Annotated in this window: 13 protein-coding genes, 1 pseudogene and 1 other annotated feature; of the genes and pseudogenes, 5 read left to right on the top strand and 9 right to left on the bottom strand. The window is 54.9% G+C overall.

The features are described 5' to 3' along the window. Positions 1-5: 5 nt before the first annotated feature. From G6L01_RS24900 to G6L01_RS24890, 3 genes and pseudogenes are all read left to right on the top strand, one after another. Entirely contained in the window at positions 6-1,310 is a 1,305-nt protein-coding gene (locus G6L01_RS24900) for an MFS transporter (protein ID WP_070166057.1), read from the top strand. Between the two features lie 115 nt (positions 1,311-1,425). Continuing rightward, positions 1,426-2,388, top strand: a complete 963-nt coding sequence (locus G6L01_RS24895; protein WP_081088954.1) for a LysR substrate-binding domain-containing protein — start codon at positions 1,426-1,428, stop codon at positions 2,386-2,388. Positions 2,389-2,459: 71 nt separating this feature from the next. Further along, a pseudogene (locus G6L01_RS24890) lies at positions 2,460-3,683 on the top strand (IS3 family transposase). Continuing rightward, positions 2,744-2,860 (top strand) — a sequence feature (AL1L pseudoknot). (Overlaps the previous pseudogene by 117 nt.) A 54-nt stretch (positions 3,684-3,737) precedes the next feature. Here the strand turns inward: G6L01_RS24890 and G6L01_RS24885 are convergent. The 8 genes from G6L01_RS24885 to G6L01_RS24850 all read right to left on the bottom strand — a co-directional run bounded on the left by G6L01_RS24885 (position 3,738) and on the right by G6L01_RS24850 (position 12,807). Beyond that, entirely contained in the window at positions 3,738-4,148 is a 411-nt protein-coding gene (locus G6L01_RS24885; RefSeq protein WP_070166055.1) for a DUF3830 family protein, read from the bottom strand. A gap of 76 nt (positions 4,149-4,224) precedes the next feature. Then, complete coding sequence (hydA, locus tag G6L01_RS24880; RefSeq protein ID WP_070166053.1) at positions 4,225-5,637, bottom strand: dihydropyrimidinase; 1,413 nt, start codon at positions 5,635-5,637, stop codon at positions 4,225-4,227. Positions 5,638-5,646: 9 nt separating this feature from the next. Further along, the gene (locus G6L01_RS24875) at positions 5,647-6,375 is read right to left on the bottom strand and encodes an amino acid ABC transporter ATP-binding protein (RefSeq protein WP_070166049.1); all 729 of its coding nucleotides are present in this window, start codon (positions 6,373-6,375) and stop codon (positions 5,647-5,649) included. Next, positions 6,372-9,272 carry an FAD-dependent oxidoreductase gene (locus tag G6L01_RS24870; protein WP_174089364.1) on the bottom strand — a complete coding sequence of 967 codons (2,901 nt, stop codon included), beginning with the start codon at positions 9,270-9,272 and terminating at the stop codon, positions 6,372-6,374. Before G6L01_RS24870 ends, G6L01_RS24875 begins: the two co-directional genes overlap by 4 nt. A 16-nt stretch (positions 9,273-9,288) precedes the next feature. Continuing rightward, positions 9,289-10,179: a dihydrodipicolinate synthase family protein gene (locus G6L01_RS24865; RefSeq protein ID WP_070166045.1), complete on the bottom strand. Its 891-nt coding sequence runs from the start codon at positions 10,177-10,179 to the stop codon at positions 9,289-9,291. A gap of 21 nt (positions 10,180-10,200) precedes the next feature. After that, the gene (locus tag G6L01_RS24860; RefSeq protein WP_070166043.1) at positions 10,201-10,893 is read right to left on the bottom strand and encodes an amino acid ABC transporter permease; all 693 of its coding nucleotides are present in this window, start codon (positions 10,891-10,893) and stop codon (positions 10,201-10,203) included. Positions 10,894-11,069: 176 nt separating this feature from the next. Next, positions 11,070-11,858: an ABC transporter substrate-binding protein gene (locus G6L01_RS24855; RefSeq protein WP_420359841.1), complete on the bottom strand. Its 789-nt coding sequence runs from the start codon at positions 11,856-11,858 to the stop codon at positions 11,070-11,072. A gap of 307 nt (positions 11,859-12,165) precedes the next feature. Continuing rightward, on the bottom strand, positions 12,166-12,807 hold the full coding sequence (locus G6L01_RS24850) for a GntR family transcriptional regulator (protein ID WP_070166039.1): 642 nt from the start codon (positions 12,805-12,807) through the stop codon (positions 12,166-12,168). 151 nt (positions 12,808-12,958) lie between these two features. Here G6L01_RS24850 and G6L01_RS24845 point away from each other — a divergent pair, with 151 nt between their 5' ends. Continuing rightward, positions 12,959-13,618: a GntR family transcriptional regulator gene (locus tag G6L01_RS24845; protein ID WP_070166037.1), complete on the top strand. Its 660-nt coding sequence runs from the start codon at positions 12,959-12,961 to the stop codon at positions 13,616-13,618. Positions 13,619-14,256: 638 nt separating this feature from the next. Here G6L01_RS24845 and qhpR read toward each other — a convergent pair. Beyond that, positions 14,257-15,297 carry an AraC-like transcriptional regulator QhpR gene (gene qhpR / locus G6L01_RS24840; protein WP_174089365.1) on the bottom strand — a complete coding sequence of 347 codons (1,041 nt, stop codon included), beginning with the start codon at positions 15,295-15,297 and terminating at the stop codon, positions 14,257-14,259. Positions 15,298-15,571: 274 nt separating this feature from the next. On the opposite strand from qhpR, the gene G6L01_RS24835 reads away from it, so the two are divergent. Continuing rightward, positions 15,572-17,014: an APC family permease gene (locus G6L01_RS24835; RefSeq protein WP_071207307.1), complete on the top strand. Its 1,443-nt coding sequence runs from the start codon at positions 15,572-15,574 to the stop codon at positions 17,012-17,014. Positions 17,015-17,037: the final 23 nt, after the last annotated feature.

Here is a 17,037-nt window from a genome sequence, read left to right as displayed (position 1 = left end):
CACCAATGGCTCTCACGACACTCCGTTTGATGCTGGCAAACCGTTTCCCAGCCTTGCAGATCCGCAATTTTCGCATCTTTTATCTCGGTCTGCTCTTGTCCCTTGCCGGTCCATGGATGCAGACCACCGCGCAGGCGTGGCTGGTGTTGAAACTCAGCGATTCCTCGCTCGCGCTGGCCACGGTGACATCCCTGCAATTCCTGCCGATCATGCTATTGGCATTGGTGGGCGGCGTGGTTGCCGACCGATTTCCAAGACGCCGCTTGATGGCCATTACCCAGAGCCTTGCGGCAGTGCAGGCACTGTTGCTGGGTGTGCTGGTGATGACAGATACGATCGCGCTCTGGCATATCTATCTTTTGGCTCTTAGCTTGGGCGTGATCAATGCACTCGATAATCCGTTAAGGCAGGCATTCGTCAGCGAACTGGTTGATGTGCCAAGGCTTGGCAACGCCATTGCGCTTGTGTCAATGATGCAAAATCTTGGCCGCATCATTGGCCCCGCCATTGGCGGTGTGGTGATTGCGGCATTCGGGGTCGGTCCAGCGTTCCTGATCAATGCGCTGACTTGCAGCACGATCCTCTTTGCGCTGGCATCTATCCGCGCTGGAGATCTGCAACCCATCCGCTTCAGCGGCCGTTACACCATGTTATCTCAGATCGCGGAAGGGTTGAGCTATGCCCGCAAAACCCCCAGTATTCTGTTTCTGCTGATCGCGACAGCCTTTATTGGCATGTTCGGGCAGAACTTCACGACCATTGTCCCTTTGGCGGCCAATTATCTGGTGCATGCGGGTGCTGCAGAATTCGGCCTGTTGAACTCTAGCCTTGGTATGGGGTCATTTTTTTCCGCATTTATGCTAACGGGGCGTCGAAAGCCAACCGTTGGACTGATCCTGGTTGCCGGTCTCAGCTTTGGTCTGGTGCTGATCGCCATTGCCTTCTGTGGCTCCCTCGTTGTCAGCTGCCTGCTGTTCTCGCTGGTCGGTGCCGCAGCAGTCACCTTTTCGACATCGGTCTCCGGTTCATTGCAGATCCAATCTCCGCCGGAGATGCGCGGGCGTTTTGCATCGATGGTCCATCTGCTGATTACCGGCTCATCGCCTATTGGGGCTATGATGACTGGTGTGCTCGCTGAACATTTTGGCATATCCGCTGCCATTTTCACCAATGGTGTGTTGTGCTGCATTGGCACGGCTTTCGCCTTTTTCTATTTTCACAGGATGCGACGGTATTTTCCTTTCGATCTCACCCGTCCCGCACCCAATGGCCGAACGCAGCCTATCCCAAAGGCACAAGCTGCCGAATAAACTTAGTTTTGCCTATATTTTGAACGTCTTTGATTTTGATCAATTTTTAGACTTGCCGTTCTTATGCTCTCGTGGTCTTCTTTGATTGGGAGGACAACCAATAGGGGACGTTGGCATGAGAAGACGTGTACCTCTTAACTCTGTGCGGGCCTTTGAAGCGGCGGCAAGACGCATGAGCCTTGTGCAGGCCAGTGACGAATTGTGTGTGACGCCGACGGCGGTCAGTCATCAGATCCGGCAACTTGAAGATTTTCTACAAACCAAACTGTTTTTGCGCCGCAGCAGCCGCTTGGAGTTGACGCCGGAATCGCGGGCCTGCCTTGCCAAGCTTACCGAAGCGCTGGACATCATAGACGATGCAATTTCCGCACTTCACAAGCCGGTGGACATGCCGGAGCGTCTGGTGGTTGGCGCATCAGCTTCCGTTGGTTCTTTGTGGCTCATGCCAAGATTGCGGAATTTTTATCGTACAGCGCCAGAAATTGATATCTCGCTGACCACCTTCATCGAACGTTCGACGATTGAGACAGACACTTCCGATGTCTGGATCTGCAACTGGCACACCAATCTCGATCGGCGCGTGGAACTGCTATTAGAAGAGGATATTATTCCCGTTTGTTCGCCGCAAATGGCTGAGGAGTTTGGTGAGTTGAGCTTTGACTCCTTACGGGAGTTACCCCTTGTTCACGTGGACCGCGCCAAGGCGAGCATTAATGGCCAATATCCAGATTGGGACCGTTACCTGCGTGAATATGGCATCAGTCGCAATGACATTGCCAAAGGCCCACGCTTCAATCAGGCTGGCCCTGCCATCGAAGCGGCCAAAGCGGGGATGGGGGCCCTGCTTGGGCGCTCTATTCTGATTGAGCACGCCTTGGAAACTGGAGAGTTGATCCGGCTAGGCGACCCATATCCAATTCGCAATCCTTATTATCTCATTTCACCCCTGCAGCCGGCCTCCAAAGCAGTCAAGACGTTTAAGGATTGGATTTTTGCTGAGGCCAAAAACAGAACCAGCGTTTTTGCGGAACTGCCCCATAAAAACCGGAGAGAATCAAATTTTTGTTTGAATATTTAAGAACGGGCGCGGGAATTGGTGTGAGCCGAGCCAAGTTTGCCGGAGACCCCAACTCGTGAGAAGTAGGGTCTATGACAAGCAAGACGACGAACAAATTCTCCCCTGAAGTCCGCGCCCGTGCCGTTCGAATGGTCGCGGAGCAAGAAGCGGAGCATCCGTCGCGTTGAGCGGCTGTCTGCTCGATCGCCGCCAAGATAGGGTGCTCGGCACACACGCTCAATGAATGGGTTAAGAAGTCCGAGGTGGACAGCCGCAAGCGAGCGGGTCTGTCAAACGATGTCTCAGAGAAGATGAAGGCTCTGGAGCGGGAAAACCGCGAGCTTCGTCAGGCGAACGAAATTTTGCGCAAAGCCTCGGCATATTTTGCCCAGGCGGAGCTCGACCGCCCACTGAAGCGATGATTTCCTTCATCGACGAACACCGCTCGGTGCTCGGGGTCGAGCCGATCCGCAGGCTGCTGCCGATTGCCCCGTCCACCTACTATGATATTGTTGCCAAGCGCACGGATCGCCTGTCAGCCCACGCCCGGCGTGACATGGCCATGAAGGTCGAGATACGCCGGGTGTTCAATGAGAACTTCCAGGTCTACGGCCTGCGGAAAGTCTGGCGGCAGTTGCAGCGGGAGGGTTACGACATCGCCCGCTGCACGGTTGCTCGGCTTATGAGGGCGATGGGCTTCAAGGCGTCATTCGTGGCAAGCCTGTCAAAACCACCGTGTCGGACAAAGCCGCACCGTGTCCGCTCGACCGCGTGAACCGGCAGCTCCATGCTCCCGCGCCGAACAAGCTGTGGTTATCCGATTTCACCTATGTTGCGACTTGGCAGGGTTTCGTTTACGTGGCTTTTGTGATCGACACATTCGCCCGTCGCATCTCCGGCTGGCGAGCAAGCCGAACCGCCCACGCAGGTTTCGTCCTCGACTCCCTCGATCAGGCACTTCATGACCGGCGGCCCGTCCATCGCGGCAGGCTCATCCACCATTCCGGTCGCCGCGTACAATACGTGTCGATCAAATATTCCGAGCGCCTGGCGGAGGCGGGCATCGAGCCTTCCGTCGGAAGTGTCGGCGACAGTTATGACAATGCTCTCGCCGAAACGATCAACGGGCTTTACAAGGCCGAGGTCATCCACCGGCGAGGACCGGGGCGTAACTTCGAAGCCGTGGAGTTCACCACGCTCGAATGGGTCGACTGGTTCAACAACCGGCGTCTTCTGGAGCCTATCGGAATATCCCACCAGCCGAAGCCGAGGAGCGATGCTACGCCATGCTGGACACCCCAGCATTGGCCGCATAACTTAAACCCAACACTCTCCGGCAAACCCGGCGCGGTTCAATGGTTCGGTTGGAATCAAGCCAACTCGAACAGAATTGGCTGGGCACCTTCCCAAAGCGTCTTCTTGCCAAGTTCGGCCAGTTTCTCGAGACCTGACGTCACGGTGATGAAATGGTTACCGGCAAGCTGGCCCATTTTTGAGGAGAAATCCACACCGCCGTAGGCAATCAGAATCTCGGTCTCGCTGATGCCACCCGGATAGAGGATGACATGGCCGGGTGCGGGATGGCTCGTGTGGTTTTCATAGCCGACGCCAAAATTATAGTCGCCCAACGGAATCCACACACCTTCTCCAGACCAACGTACGTGCACGATCTGGCCCTCGAATGGCATGCGCGCCAGGAAGGCTTTGGAGGTTTCGGGGGCCTTTTCTGTCTCCAGAATGGCGTCAAATTCAAAGGTTCCGGCAGTGATCTTCAGCTTCATAAGGGTATGTCTCCAGTGTTGATCGGGGCTTGATTTTTAAATCAGACCCAATTTTAGGTGAAAATTATGCAGCATTTTAAACTGCTAAAGCATTGTTGCGTGTGCGGGCGGGGCGGTATGCACCATTGCCCTTTGCGCCTAGAAGTTTGCCGTCACGCACCATAATGCGGCCGCCAAGGATGATGGTTGTTGGCCAGCCTGTGATTGGGATGCCCTCATAGGGCGAGTAATCCGCGCCGTCATGCAGATCCGCGTGGCGAATGGTGCGCTGTATGGTGGGATCCCAGATCGCGAGATCGGCGTCTGAGCCGATAGCAATCGTGCCTTTTTCTGGATAGAGTCCGTAGGTTTTGGCATGGTTGGTGGCAGACAGGGCCACAAAACGCGGCAGATCAATGCGTCCTGTCATGACCCCTTCGGAAAACAGGATTGGCAGGCGTGTCTCCACACCGGGTATGCCATTGGGAATATGGCGGAAATTTTCGCGCCCTTTAGGATTGAGCTTGCCGCGTTCGTCGTCATAACGGAATGGGCAATGGTCTGATGAAAACAGATCGAAAATGCCCATCTCAATCCCACGCCAGCATTCTGCCTGTGCAGCCTGATTGCGTGGCGGCGGCGAGCAGACAAATTTTGCCCCTTCCCAGTCCATTCCGTCCAATTGATCTGCCGTCAGCATAAGATATTGGGGGCATGTTTCGCCGACGACTTTGACACCCCGCGCGCGGGCACGGGCAATTTCGTCCATGGATTCGCCGTTGGAAATATGCACGATGACTATAGGGACATCGACAACCTCGGCCAGCGACAGGGCACGGTGGGTCGCTTCGCGCTCGACAGCCACGGGCCGCGTTGAAGCATGGGCGCGTGGTGCAACCTCTCCGTTGGCTTCATGCCGTGCGATGAGAAACCGGATCGCATCCTCGTTTTCACAATGAACCATAACAGTCGCCCCGGTTGATCGCGCAACATCGAGCGTTTTCAGGATCTCGGCGTCAGTCAAGCGCAGATCATCATCGGTCATGAACACCTTCAAAGAGGCGTAACCATCCGCGACAAGTGCTGGCAGTTCCTGCCCCAGGAGCGATTCCGTTGGATCCGAAATGATCAGATGAAAACTGACATCAGTATAGCAATTGTCCTTTGCGAGCGCGTGGTAGGCAGTCAGGGCCTCCCGCATGGGTCGACCTTTTTCTTGCAGGCAAAAAGGCATAATGGTGGTGTTCCCACCAAACAGAGCTGAACGTGTACCACTTTCAAAATCGTCAGCCATGACAATGCCCGCGCCCGATGGCTGGGAGATGTGGACATGGCTATCAATACCGCCTGGCAGCACGAATTTGCCTGTGGCGTTGATTGTTTGCGCGTCGCCATTCAGATTGTCGCCAATCTGCACGATCTTGCCATCGCGGATACCAATGTCGGCGTGAAAAATATCGGATGCGGTGGCAATCGTGCCGCCTTTGATGATCAAGTCGAATGTGCTCATCGTCGTCTCTCAGTGATGCAGGATTTTACCGAGGAACGCCTCAGTCCGCGGGTTGTGATGATTGTTGAAAAAGTCTTCTGTTGGCCGATCCTCGACGATCTCCCCTTGATCGATAAAAATCATGCGGGTGGCAACGCGGCGAGCAAAGCCCATTTCATGGGTCACCACCATCATTGTCATACCCTCGCGGGCAAGAGTGCTCATGACATCGAGAACTTCCGAGATCATCTCCGGATCAAGTGCCGAGGTGGGTTCATCAAACAGCATGGCCTTGGGGTTCATGGCGAGCGCCCGCGCAATGGCTACTCGCTGTTGCTGGCCGCCGGAGAGCTGCGATGGGTATTTTGCCGCGTGACCGCTCATGCCGACACGCTCCAGCAGTTCCATGGTCAACTTTTTGGCCAAACCCTCACTGCGACCCAAAACGATGCGCTGAGCCAGCATGATATTCGCTTCGATGGTCAGGTGTGGGAAGAGCTCAAAATTCTGAAACACCATGCCGACTCGGGATCGCAGGTCGGGTAGATCGGTTGCTGGATCTGCCACTTCGATGCCATCCACACGAATTGATCCCTCCTGAATAGGCTCAAGCGCATTGACGCATTTGATCAGGGTGGATTTGCCTGACCCTGAGGGACCACAGACCACCACCACTTCCCCTTTTGCCACGCGGGTCGTGCAGTTCTTGAGCACAGCGAACTGACCATAATATTTGCTGACGCCGGTGATCTCGATCATGATCGACCTCCTTGGAACCGAGAAATGGAATAGGCAGACAGATCACGGCCCGGATCTCGACCTTGAATGAGGGCTGCGGTGAGCTGCCCCACGCTAGGGCCAAGTGTATAGCCGTTGGACGTAACCGCGTTGAAGAAGCCCGACATAGCAGGATGCTCTCCGAGAATCGGCGCCCCGTCGATGTTGATGTTCATCGCGGCCCAACTGCGGATCACATGCAGCTTTCGCAAGCTAGGCACCACATGTTGTGCCACCCAAAGGTTGCCTTCTATGCTCGAAAACAGTGGCCTGGGATGGCTGTGGACTGGATCAAGGCCTGCGGTCCAGCCGCCACCGATCAGGAAATTGCCGTTTGCAGCCTGTTTCAGGGTTAAATGCCGATCCGCATGGGCGATGAGGTGGGAAATCGCAGGTGCTGCCGCCTCAGTGACCACCATTTGCAGCGGCGCACCGAAAACCGGAACGTCGAGGCCGAGCATAGCACCAATCCGCGCGGCAAATGCGCCTGCTGCGTTGACAATGCGGCGAGCACGAATGGCCCCGCGCGAGGTCTTAATCAGAAATCCGGTGTCCAAATGCTGGATTGACAGCACATCTGTGCGGTCAAAAACACGGGCTCCTGCGGTTAAGGCGGCTTCAGCCACATGGCGCGTCGCCACCAGCGGATTGATTTTGCCTTCCTGAGGGCAGTAGGCCGCACCGATCATGGCATCCGAGAGCAATGGCTCTAACCGGCGCAGATCGTCCTTGCCGATCACATGGCAATCTATGCCGCTTTGGCGTTCAACGCGGGTCTTTTCTTCCAGAAAGCGCATATGCGCTTCTGTCTCGGCAACCATCAAACCGCCCGTGATCTTCATTTCGAAGTCACGCTCCAGTCGTTCGCTTAAGGACTGCCACAACTGGATAGAATCGCGCTGCAATGACAGGGTTCGTGCCGCGGGCGTGCCGTCACCCTCGGCTCGTGCACCGTGATCGAAGGATAAAAGCTGGCCGTGCAGGCTTCCAGCATTGCCGCCAGACGCCAAACCGCCCGGAAAACCCCTTTCAAGTACCACAACGTCTTCGCCCGCCTCGGCCAGAAAGAGGGCTGTTGATAGGCCCACAATACCTGCACCGATAATGACCGTTGCGGCCTGCTGTACCGGCAGAGGTTCTGAATGTGTAAGCGGCGGCCTGTGTGGCAGCAGCGCACGTTTGTGGCCGCCCCATTCAGGCTTTTCGACAGCCAATGCTGCAAGCGGCACAGGCCTCAGCGGCATTTGTGGTGCCAGATAGCCTTGTGTGTGATTTTCGGGGTGCCCAGACAGCAATGTGAGTGTGCGGTTGCAGTAACGGCCCTGGCATCGCCCCATGCCAGCACGGCTCACACGTTTGAGCGTTGCAATATCGGGTGGCCCCTGTTCGGCAAGGCCCTTCAATGTTCCAAAAGTAATGCTTTCACACCGGCAGGCCAGAGTATCATCGGAAGGAGGGTGGGCGGTGATGTCCGGCGAAAACAGTCGCCAAAGGGCAGATTGAAAGGCCGTTGCGCGGACGAGCCGTCGATGGGCCTCCCGATCAGTCGTGATGGCATGTCCCAGCTTCTTCGCGATCGACAGCCCTGCCAGCCGACCCCTTGCCATAGCCATATGAGCACCGCCGAAACGCACCGCTTCCCCAACAATATGCACATGGGCAAGGGAGCTTTCACCATCTTCACCGCAGATTGCGATGAGCGAGCCGTCTGCTGCTACTGTGTGATCGCAGCCCAAAAGCCGCGATAATTCATTGGATGGGGTGAAATCTCCACCGAGGAGCACGGTATCAATTTCAATCTTGCGCTCGCCATCCGGCCCTGACACGGTTGCCGAGGCGACACATTGGTCTCCTTCAATGGACCGAACCTGTGTCTGCCATGCGATATTAATCCCCGAGCGCTGCAGCCGCGTCATGTCACGCAACCCTTTGAGTGCCAATGCAGGGCTTTGGCGCAACAGTGCAAACGCTTCGCGTTGACGGCTCCATGGTGCGGCGGCACGCTCCGCAACACAGATAATTTTGCCACCGGCTTTGTGAATTTCCGCAGCGACCTGAAAATTGAGCGGGCCATTGCCCGCGATCAGGATTCGGCGTCCAGGTAGCGTGCCATAACTGCGTAACAATGTTTGCGCCGCACCGGTTGTCATAACGCCTGCAAGTGTCCAGCCATCAATTGGCGCAGGTCGCTCGAAAGCACCGGTGGCAAAAACCAGCATGCGCGGCTTGATATAAAAAGCACCTTTTGCACCATGACAGGCAATCACAGTGTGGCCCTCAGCAGCTTGGGATGCACCCCAAACGGTCACGCTGGATAAGATCGTTACGCCAAGAGCATGCAGTCGGTCGATCAGATCGGCACCGTCGCGGGCTTGACGATCGCCGTCGAGGGCAAGCGTTGCGTCGACTGTGCTCGGTTGCTTGTAAAATTGACCGCCTGATATGTGCCTTTCATCGACAATGATGACAGAGACCCCTGCGGCAGCCGCAGTCTCTGCCGCTGCAAGGCCGCCGGGGCCTGCGCCGATGATCAGCAGATCGACGTCGAGATTGGCCAGTGTGGTCGCGACAGGTGCTAGATCGGCAAGGCCCGTTTCGGCAATATCCGGGCGCGGCTGTTGACGCACAATACGCATGCCATCACGGATAGGTGTCATGCAGGAACGCTGGCTTGTGCGGCCATCCACCGTGACCAGACATTCGTGGCATATACCCATGCCACAAAACAGGCCGCGCCCGTGACCTTTGGTATCCGTTGAAAAGCCCGGTTGACCAAGGTGACTGAGAACGGCGGCAACGGACATGCCAGCATCGACTCGATGCGCAACCCCGTCAATATAGACAGAGTTTTTTGCGCCTCTCGTGATCAATGCGGGCATGGGTATCCTCTTTTGCTCAGTTTTCAAACCGCAGGCCGAAACGTTCGACAAGCGATTTCATGTCGGCATCTTGTGCCTGAGGTAACGGAAGGCGAGGCGGCAACGGGGAGCCCGCAGCAAACCCCATGTGATTGAGCAGGGACTTCGATCCAGCAACATAAGCTTGGCCGCCAACCGCTTGAATGAGAGGTAGCCATTCCAGATAGAGCGCACGCGCCTCATCATATTTCTGTTCGTCTGCGGCCAATGTGAAGATCCGAGACATTGGACCCGGCGCGATATTTGAGGCGACGGCGACCCAACCTTGAGCACCCATGACAAAAGACTCAAAACCCAGAATGCCGCCAAAGGGTGTCATGGATGGACCGGCTAGACGCACGATGTCGCGAATACGGGTGACTTCGAGGGTGGATTCCTTGACATAGTCGCACCCATCAATCTGCGCTATGCGGGCCAAAATTTCCGGCTTGAGATCAACATTGGCCGTGGCTGGGTTGTTATACACCATGATCGGAATGGAAATCGATGCCGCAATGGCGCGGTAATGCTCGACCAATTCATCCTCTGTTGGTGTGCAATAGAATGGAGGAATGACCATAATACCATCTGCACCCATGGCTTGGGCATTGCGCGCGAGACGTACGGCTTCGCGTGTGTCTTCAGCGCCTGTGCCGATCAACACGGGGACGCGGCCTGCTGCTGTTTCAATCACGGTGCGGGCAACTGCGTCGCGATCATCTTGGGAAAGCGAGAGGAACTCACCCGTCGAGCCGAGCGGAATCAGGCCATGAATGCCTTCACGGATCTGCCAATCGGTAAAGGCGGCAAGAGCTGGAAGATTGACGCTTCCATCAGCATCAATCGGTGTAATCATCACGGTGAAAACACCGCGAAATGGCTTAGGCATAGAATTTATCCTTCTAGAATATCAGCGTTTTTCAGAGAGGTTTACGACTGCCGTGGATCGACCAAACCGCTTTTCAATGTGTCTCTGAACGAAGTCCCAAACTGTGGTCAGGAGCAGGTAATAGAGGGCCGCTACGGTAAACAGCTCCAGCACCATGAATTTTTCCTGGATCAAAACCTGCGTACGGCGCAGCAATTCCTCCATCGAAATCACGGATGTCACCGACGTGGTCTTGAGGAGGCCGTTGACGGAATTTCCGAGCGGAGGAATGATGATTTTGAAAGCCTGCGGCATGACGATGTAGCGCATGATCTGGCGTTCACTCATGCCCAAGGCGCGGGCCGCCCGTGATTGGCCTTCCGATACGGCTTCAATCCCAGCCCGGATGATTTCTGCCAGGTAGGCAGCTTCGTTCATCGCAAGCCCGATCAACGCCGCTTCAACAACCGAAAAGCGCACGCCCAGCTGCGGCAGAGCGGTATAAATCATGATCAACTGCACCAGCAGCGGCGTGCCGCGAAACAGCCAGATATAAAACCAACCGATTGACCTCAGGGATCGCCGTTTTGAGCGGCGCATGAGAGCCACAATGACAGCCAAAGCCAAGCCAAAGAACAGTGAAACGCATGTCAGCCAAATCGTGGTGAATACCCCATCAAGAATGAATGGGTTGAAGAGATAGTGGAAAAAACCGGACCAGCTCCAGATTGACACGAGACGTCCTTTTTAGAGAATTTCCAGCAAAAACGCGTCGCGGTTTTGCGTGAGGAAATGCGCAAAGAGAGAAATATCGAGCATTTGCCATTTCCATAAAAATGGACATGCTCTCGCGATTGCAGAAGGTACCGACCGAAGTCGGCATCCTCGCACGCATGATGAGACTTTGGTCTCTAGCGGTTAGGGCCCTTGACCGAATAGTCACCATCAATCATAGGCAAGCCGTAACTTTCAAAGAGCTTGCCGAGTGAACCGTCTGCTTTCATGCCCTTGAGGACACCAGAAACGGCGTCGGCGAGAGCCGGATTCTTAAAGGCGACAGCGACCGGGGCTGGGTAGAGGCCGCTCACGGCGCGGCGGAAATCGCCGCGGGTTTCATATTCCTTGGCGACACCATCAATGGATACGACGCCATCAACCTGACCCGCGCGAAGCGCCTGGAAGGCGAGAGCGAAATTATCGAATGTCAGAATGTTGAGGCCTTTTTTGCCAGCAGCAGTTAGTTCTTTGTCGAGAACGCGGGTCTTGCTTTCTTCAAAGCCACCAATTTCGACGCCAATCCGCAGGCCGGCGAGGTCCTCTTTCATCTTTATGGATGTGTTCGTGTTGGCGACGGAGACGCTGATCGCCTGATTTTCATAAGGAATCATTTGCATCATCGCGGCACGCTCTGGCGTGAAGAAAATGCCGGTGTTGATCATGTCCCAGCGTCCAGCCTGAAGGCCCGGAATCATCGCAGAGAACTCGATGCGGATATATTCTGGTGTCAAGCACAGCCGCTTGGCTATTTCTTTACCAAGCTCGATCCGCATTCCCTTTAGCTCACCGCTCGAGTCGACATATTGCAGTGGGGGCAGGGTTGGATTGGTGGACATGACCAATGTGCCGGGCTTGGTCAGCGCAGAATTTGGAACTTTGGGATTGCAGTCTTCAGCAAAGGCGCAAGCCGCCGCAGATAGCATGAAGACTGATGCGAGAGATAGGATGTGAATTTTCATTTTTGACCTCTGGAGCGTTGATGGATGTCTTCTTGTGGACATGCTTTGGAATGCTTGTTTTGTTTGCATTCAATTGGTATACCAATTACATACATACAAAATATCGACTCGGCAAGCCTTACTTCGCGATGACTTCATTCTTTAACGCAAAAGAAAAATCACACGTCGTGTCGCACGCTCAGCCAAAGAAAGATTCGGGGCATCATTGAGGGGTATTAGGAAAATCGCAGAAAAGCGCTACTCGTGGATCTTTCACAAAAGAGTATTTGCTCTAATAGCTTGCCAAGACATTTTCACGGACACGCTCGAGGTGCAGCGCCATGGCTGCTTTTGCCGCGTCGGCGTTTCGTTGGCCAAGCGCCAAAATAATGGCACGATGATCTTCAAGCCCTGGCTTGCGTTGCGCAAGTTTACGCTGGCGCTCAAAAATCGTTGTGTAGCGTCGCATTTGCACGATCGTGTCGGCCATGAACTGGTTTCCACTGGCCTCCCCAATCTCCTGGTGCAACATGTCGTCAAACTGCCAAACAAAGGCTTGATTTGGATCGGGGTCGTTTTCAATTGCCTTGAGCATCTCCTCAAGGGAGTGCACTGTGGCGGGTACGATATGCACGCTGGCCAGGGCCGCAGCACTTGGCTCCACAAGCAATCGCATGGCAAGACTATTGAGGTAGTCTTTGAGCGTGATGACGCGCACGGTCAATACACCCTTTTTATTGCGCACCAGAAGACCTTGACCTTCCAATCGGCCGAGTGCGTCGCGCATTGGGGACCGCGAAACATGAAGGCGGTCGGCAAGCCTTCTTTCTTGTATAACAGCACCACCAGCCAACTGCGCCGAGAGAATTTCTTCGAGCAAGATACCATAGGTTTCGTCGGCAAGGCTCTTGTCGTTCGTGGTTGCGTCACTCATGCATTGTTGTTCCCGATGCTTTTGGCAATCCTGACTGCTATGGACCATGATGGGCACCGTGAAAAGTCTCTCATGTGGCAAGGGTCGACAATGACGCTAAGAACACAATATCAAAAGGATTTACACTGAGGTGATACCGTCTGAGGAGAAAATGGAAATACGCACTCAAGCGCGATCAAGCCACAAACTGGCAGCACTTGCCTATAATGCCGTCTCCGACATGATCCGCCATCGTCGTTTAGGCGGAGGTCATGTGATCGTCGAAGCGCGTCTTGCTGAAACGCTTGGTGTGTCAAGGACTCCGTTGCGTGAGGCGCTTCAGCGTCTGGAAGGCGAAGGACTGGTGCACAAGGGCGAGGGGCGTAACTATGTTGTGCGTCACGTTGACATTGGCGAATATATTCAAAGTCTCAAGCTACGTCTTCTGATTGAACCGCAGGCTGCGGTAGAAGCCATGGTCAGCATTCCTGGACAAAAATTAATTGAGGTGCGGCGCGAGATTGAGGAATTGATGGGAGCAACCGCTTATCATACCGATGCGCATTGGTTCTCCGACGATCATCTGCACAATCTCATTATCGATTACTGCGGCAACGAGGTTATGGCCAACGTCCTGCGCAGTTTGCGTGCCACGACCCGCCTTTTTGAAATCGGACAGTTGAAAGATCGGCTCACGCCCGACTCAACAGAACATCAGGTCATTATTGACGCGCTTCAACGTAAAGATGCTCAAGCCGTGTATAAGGCGGTCGCAATTCATATCGAAAGCTTGATTTCTTTTGCAAGAATGCATCTAAATCTGACGGAATAGTAGCCTGGACAAGGAATTGTCATAGTGCATATTCTCTACCAAATTCCCGATTTCGAATTTGCCCTAGAGACTTAATTTCGGGCCAGATAAAACACTGGCAACGGGGTGTGAATAAGCACAGAAGGTCGACACAGTTCGAAAGGACGGTAAGACTTGAATTTAAATGTAAAATCGTAACGAGAGCGGGATCATCATAGGCACTGATCGTGACACGAAACAATCTCCATTCCGTCTCAACAAATCAGAGTCTTACGGGACGGATCTAAGGAGCCAACCTCCGACCCCGATTCATAAACGCAGTCGGCTTGGTTTAGGTCGAGCCAAATTCCGGACGGAGTATTGGGCATCTCCCTGCACGTTTAAGCAGAAGTGTTCGACCATTGCTCTTGTTCCCGCTCTTGGATGCTGGCTTTTTATCACGTGTTCCGAATGGTGTCCTTTGTCCTAGGACCAAGGACACAAAGGCACGCCGTGCCGCAAACACGCGTGTTTCTCCAACTCCGCAGTGGTCTAGTCGCGCTTGGAAGAAGTTTCAAAACAGAACGTTACGGTACGCTGAAAAATCTACGGTGCTGGATAATAAAAGATAAAATAAATTCGCATCAAAGGTTCGATCCTGATCAAGGCGTGAGGAATGTTCATTCCTTGAGCACGTCAGTATAGTTTCGGGACTTCTGACGGAAGCGAGCTGGAGTGAAGCCGGTCAGATGGCGAAAGCTGCGTGCAAAGGCGCTGAGTTCGCTATAGCCAAGCTGCTCGGCGATGACAGAGATTGGCAGCCGCGTGTTGGCAAGTAGGCTTTTTGCGATTTCCATCCGGACCATGTTGCGCAGGTCCGCATAATTGACGCCGTTTTCTGCGAGCTTGCGCTGGAAACTGCGCAGGCTCATGCCGAAATCACCAGCGGCGTGGTCTATATCGATGCTCGCATGCTGGCAAAGAGCGGCGGCGATCCATGCCTTCAGCGCGGCCACGAGATCGAGACGTTTCTCCCGGCGGTAAAGAAGATCGGACAGTTCGCAGGCGATCTGCAAATGGCGATGTTCATCCCCGCCGGCGCCGATCGGGCGATCTAGAAACTTTTTTGGAAACACGATCGCGTTTTCCCGACGGCCGAACGATAAAGGGCAGGCAAGCTGTGATCGATAAAGCGCCAGATTGTCGCCCGGCATATGCTCAAACTCTATGCAGCACGGTTTCCAATCCTCACCAATGGTCGCTGCCAGCATTGTGTTCAGCAAGCTTTCGGTAAAGTCCGCATCCTGGGTCTTGTGACGGACCGTATTGTCATGGATGGAATAGGAAAACCGGGCGACATCGTTTTCTACGACCAGCGCCGACCGGCTGTTGCTCTGCAATGCCGGAAAATGGCGACTGAATTGCGTCAGTCCTTCTTTGAGCGTTGGTGCCGTTAGAAACAGGGCGGCCAGGGAGCCAATTGCTTGGAATTCAAATTCTTTTCCAAGTTTCAATCCAAATATCGGATCGTTCGTTTCTTCAGAAGCGACCTCAAGGGCGGATGTGAAGGCGGCCAGCGGCATGAAATCGCTTTCGGCAAACAACGCATTGCTGCCAAGTCCGATGCGCGCCGACACTGTATCCGCGTCGAGCCCTCCGAGACGGATCGAAGCCAACAAGCCGTTCATGGCAGAGGAGGCAATGATGCCTGTTGTTTTCATGGCTTGCTCCGAATGGAACTTTCGAGTCTGCCCATGCAATAAGTGGGTCACATGGACCGACGCAACAGGCGGCCATTTTGGCATGAAGTGTCAAATACAGGCCCCAAAATTTTTGCATAGTAGAAACCCGGCTCAAAAGAACAAAACTATAGATAAATATCGCCTGTATTTTTTAGTGAAAAATCTAAATTATACCGGCCTTTCTTCTCTGCAATACACCAAATATACAATTCACAATCGATCAAAAATGAACGTTCTATCTGGGGGAATTTCCATGTCCACAATTGAACTTGGAGAGGCCGGAACTGAACTCCGGCGCAATGCTATCGGGGTCAGCCATATCGTCTTTTTCGTCGTCGCCGCCGCTGCGCCATTAACGGCAGTGGTCGGTGCATCACCTGCCGCCTTTGCCTTCGGAAACGGTGCTGGCGTGCCGGCCACCTATTTGTTGGTCGGTGCGCTTTACCTGGTCTTCAGCGTCGGCTTTACGGCCATGAGCCGGTTTATCGGCTCGGCCGGTGGCTTTTATCCCTATATCGCTGCCGGCCTCGGCCGCCCGGCCGGGGTAGCCGGAGCGTTCGTCGCCCTTGCGACCTATGTCGCCATCGAACTGGCGGTCTGCGGCCTGTTCGGCTTCTTCATGAACGATATTGTCAAGACATCCGGCGGTCCCAGCATCGCCTGGTGGATCTATGCCTGCACACTTGCGGCCCTGATCTATGCTTGCGGCCGCCGCAATATCGAATTTTCCGGCCGAGTCCTCGGCTACTGCATGATCGCCGAGATTGCCATTCTCGCCCTGTTTGCCTTGTCGGTGCTGATCTCCGGTGGCGGACCCGAGGGTATTACTGTCGCTCCTTTCGGCCTTTCCGCCGTGGCCGGGCCTGGAATAGGTGTGTCGCTGGTTTTCGTCGTCGCCTCCTTCATAGGCTTCGAGGCAACCGCGATCTTTGGCGAGGAAGCCCGCGATCCAAAGCGCACCATCGCACGTGCCACCTACCTTGCGGTGATCATCATCGCCGTGTTCTATGCATTTGTGACCTGGGCCGTTGCCTTGCATTACGGTCCGTCCAACATAGCCTCCGAGGCAACGGCCAATACAGCGACGCTGTACCTGACCGCCGTGCAGGCCATGCTTGGCGGTCCGGCCGGGATTGTCCTTAACGCCCTGCTGATCACCAGCCTGTTTGCCTGCGCGCTGTCCTTCCACAATACCATCAATCGCTATTTCTATTCGCTTGGCCGCGAGGGTATCGCCTGGTCGGGTTTCGCACGCACGCACGGAACCCATCATTCGCCTCACATGGCGGGTGGCGTCCAGACCATACTGATGGTCGCGCTGATCCTGGCCTTCGCCTTCACCGGGCAGGATCCCTACGCGGTCGTGTTTGCCTGGATGGGCGCTTTCGCCAGCGTCGGCATCCTGCTCCTACAGACAATGGTCTGCCTGGCGGTCATCGGCTTTTTCCGCACGGATACCCGTGGCGTCAGCGTCTGGCAGTGGATCGTGGCCCCGATCATCAGCATGGCCGGATTGGTAGCATGCCTGGCGCTGATGATCATCAACCTGCCGCTGATTAGCGGCTCGCAATCGCCGATCGTCGCCAGCTTCCCTGTCATCCTGGCCATCATCGCCGCCGCAGGCGCCACCTTTGCGGTGTGGCTGAAGGCCCGCAAGCCGGCCATTTACGCCAATCTCGGCCGCGCCTTCGCTTAAAGGTGGGGCCCGGCTCAACCGCA

Origin of the sequence: Agrobacterium vitis (assembly GCF_013337045.2) — a bacterium.
GTDB classification, from domain to species: domain Bacteria; phylum Pseudomonadota; class Alphaproteobacteria; order Rhizobiales; family Rhizobiaceae; genus Allorhizobium; species Allorhizobium vitis_B.
This window is presented reverse-complemented; position numbering and strand designations above follow the sequence as displayed.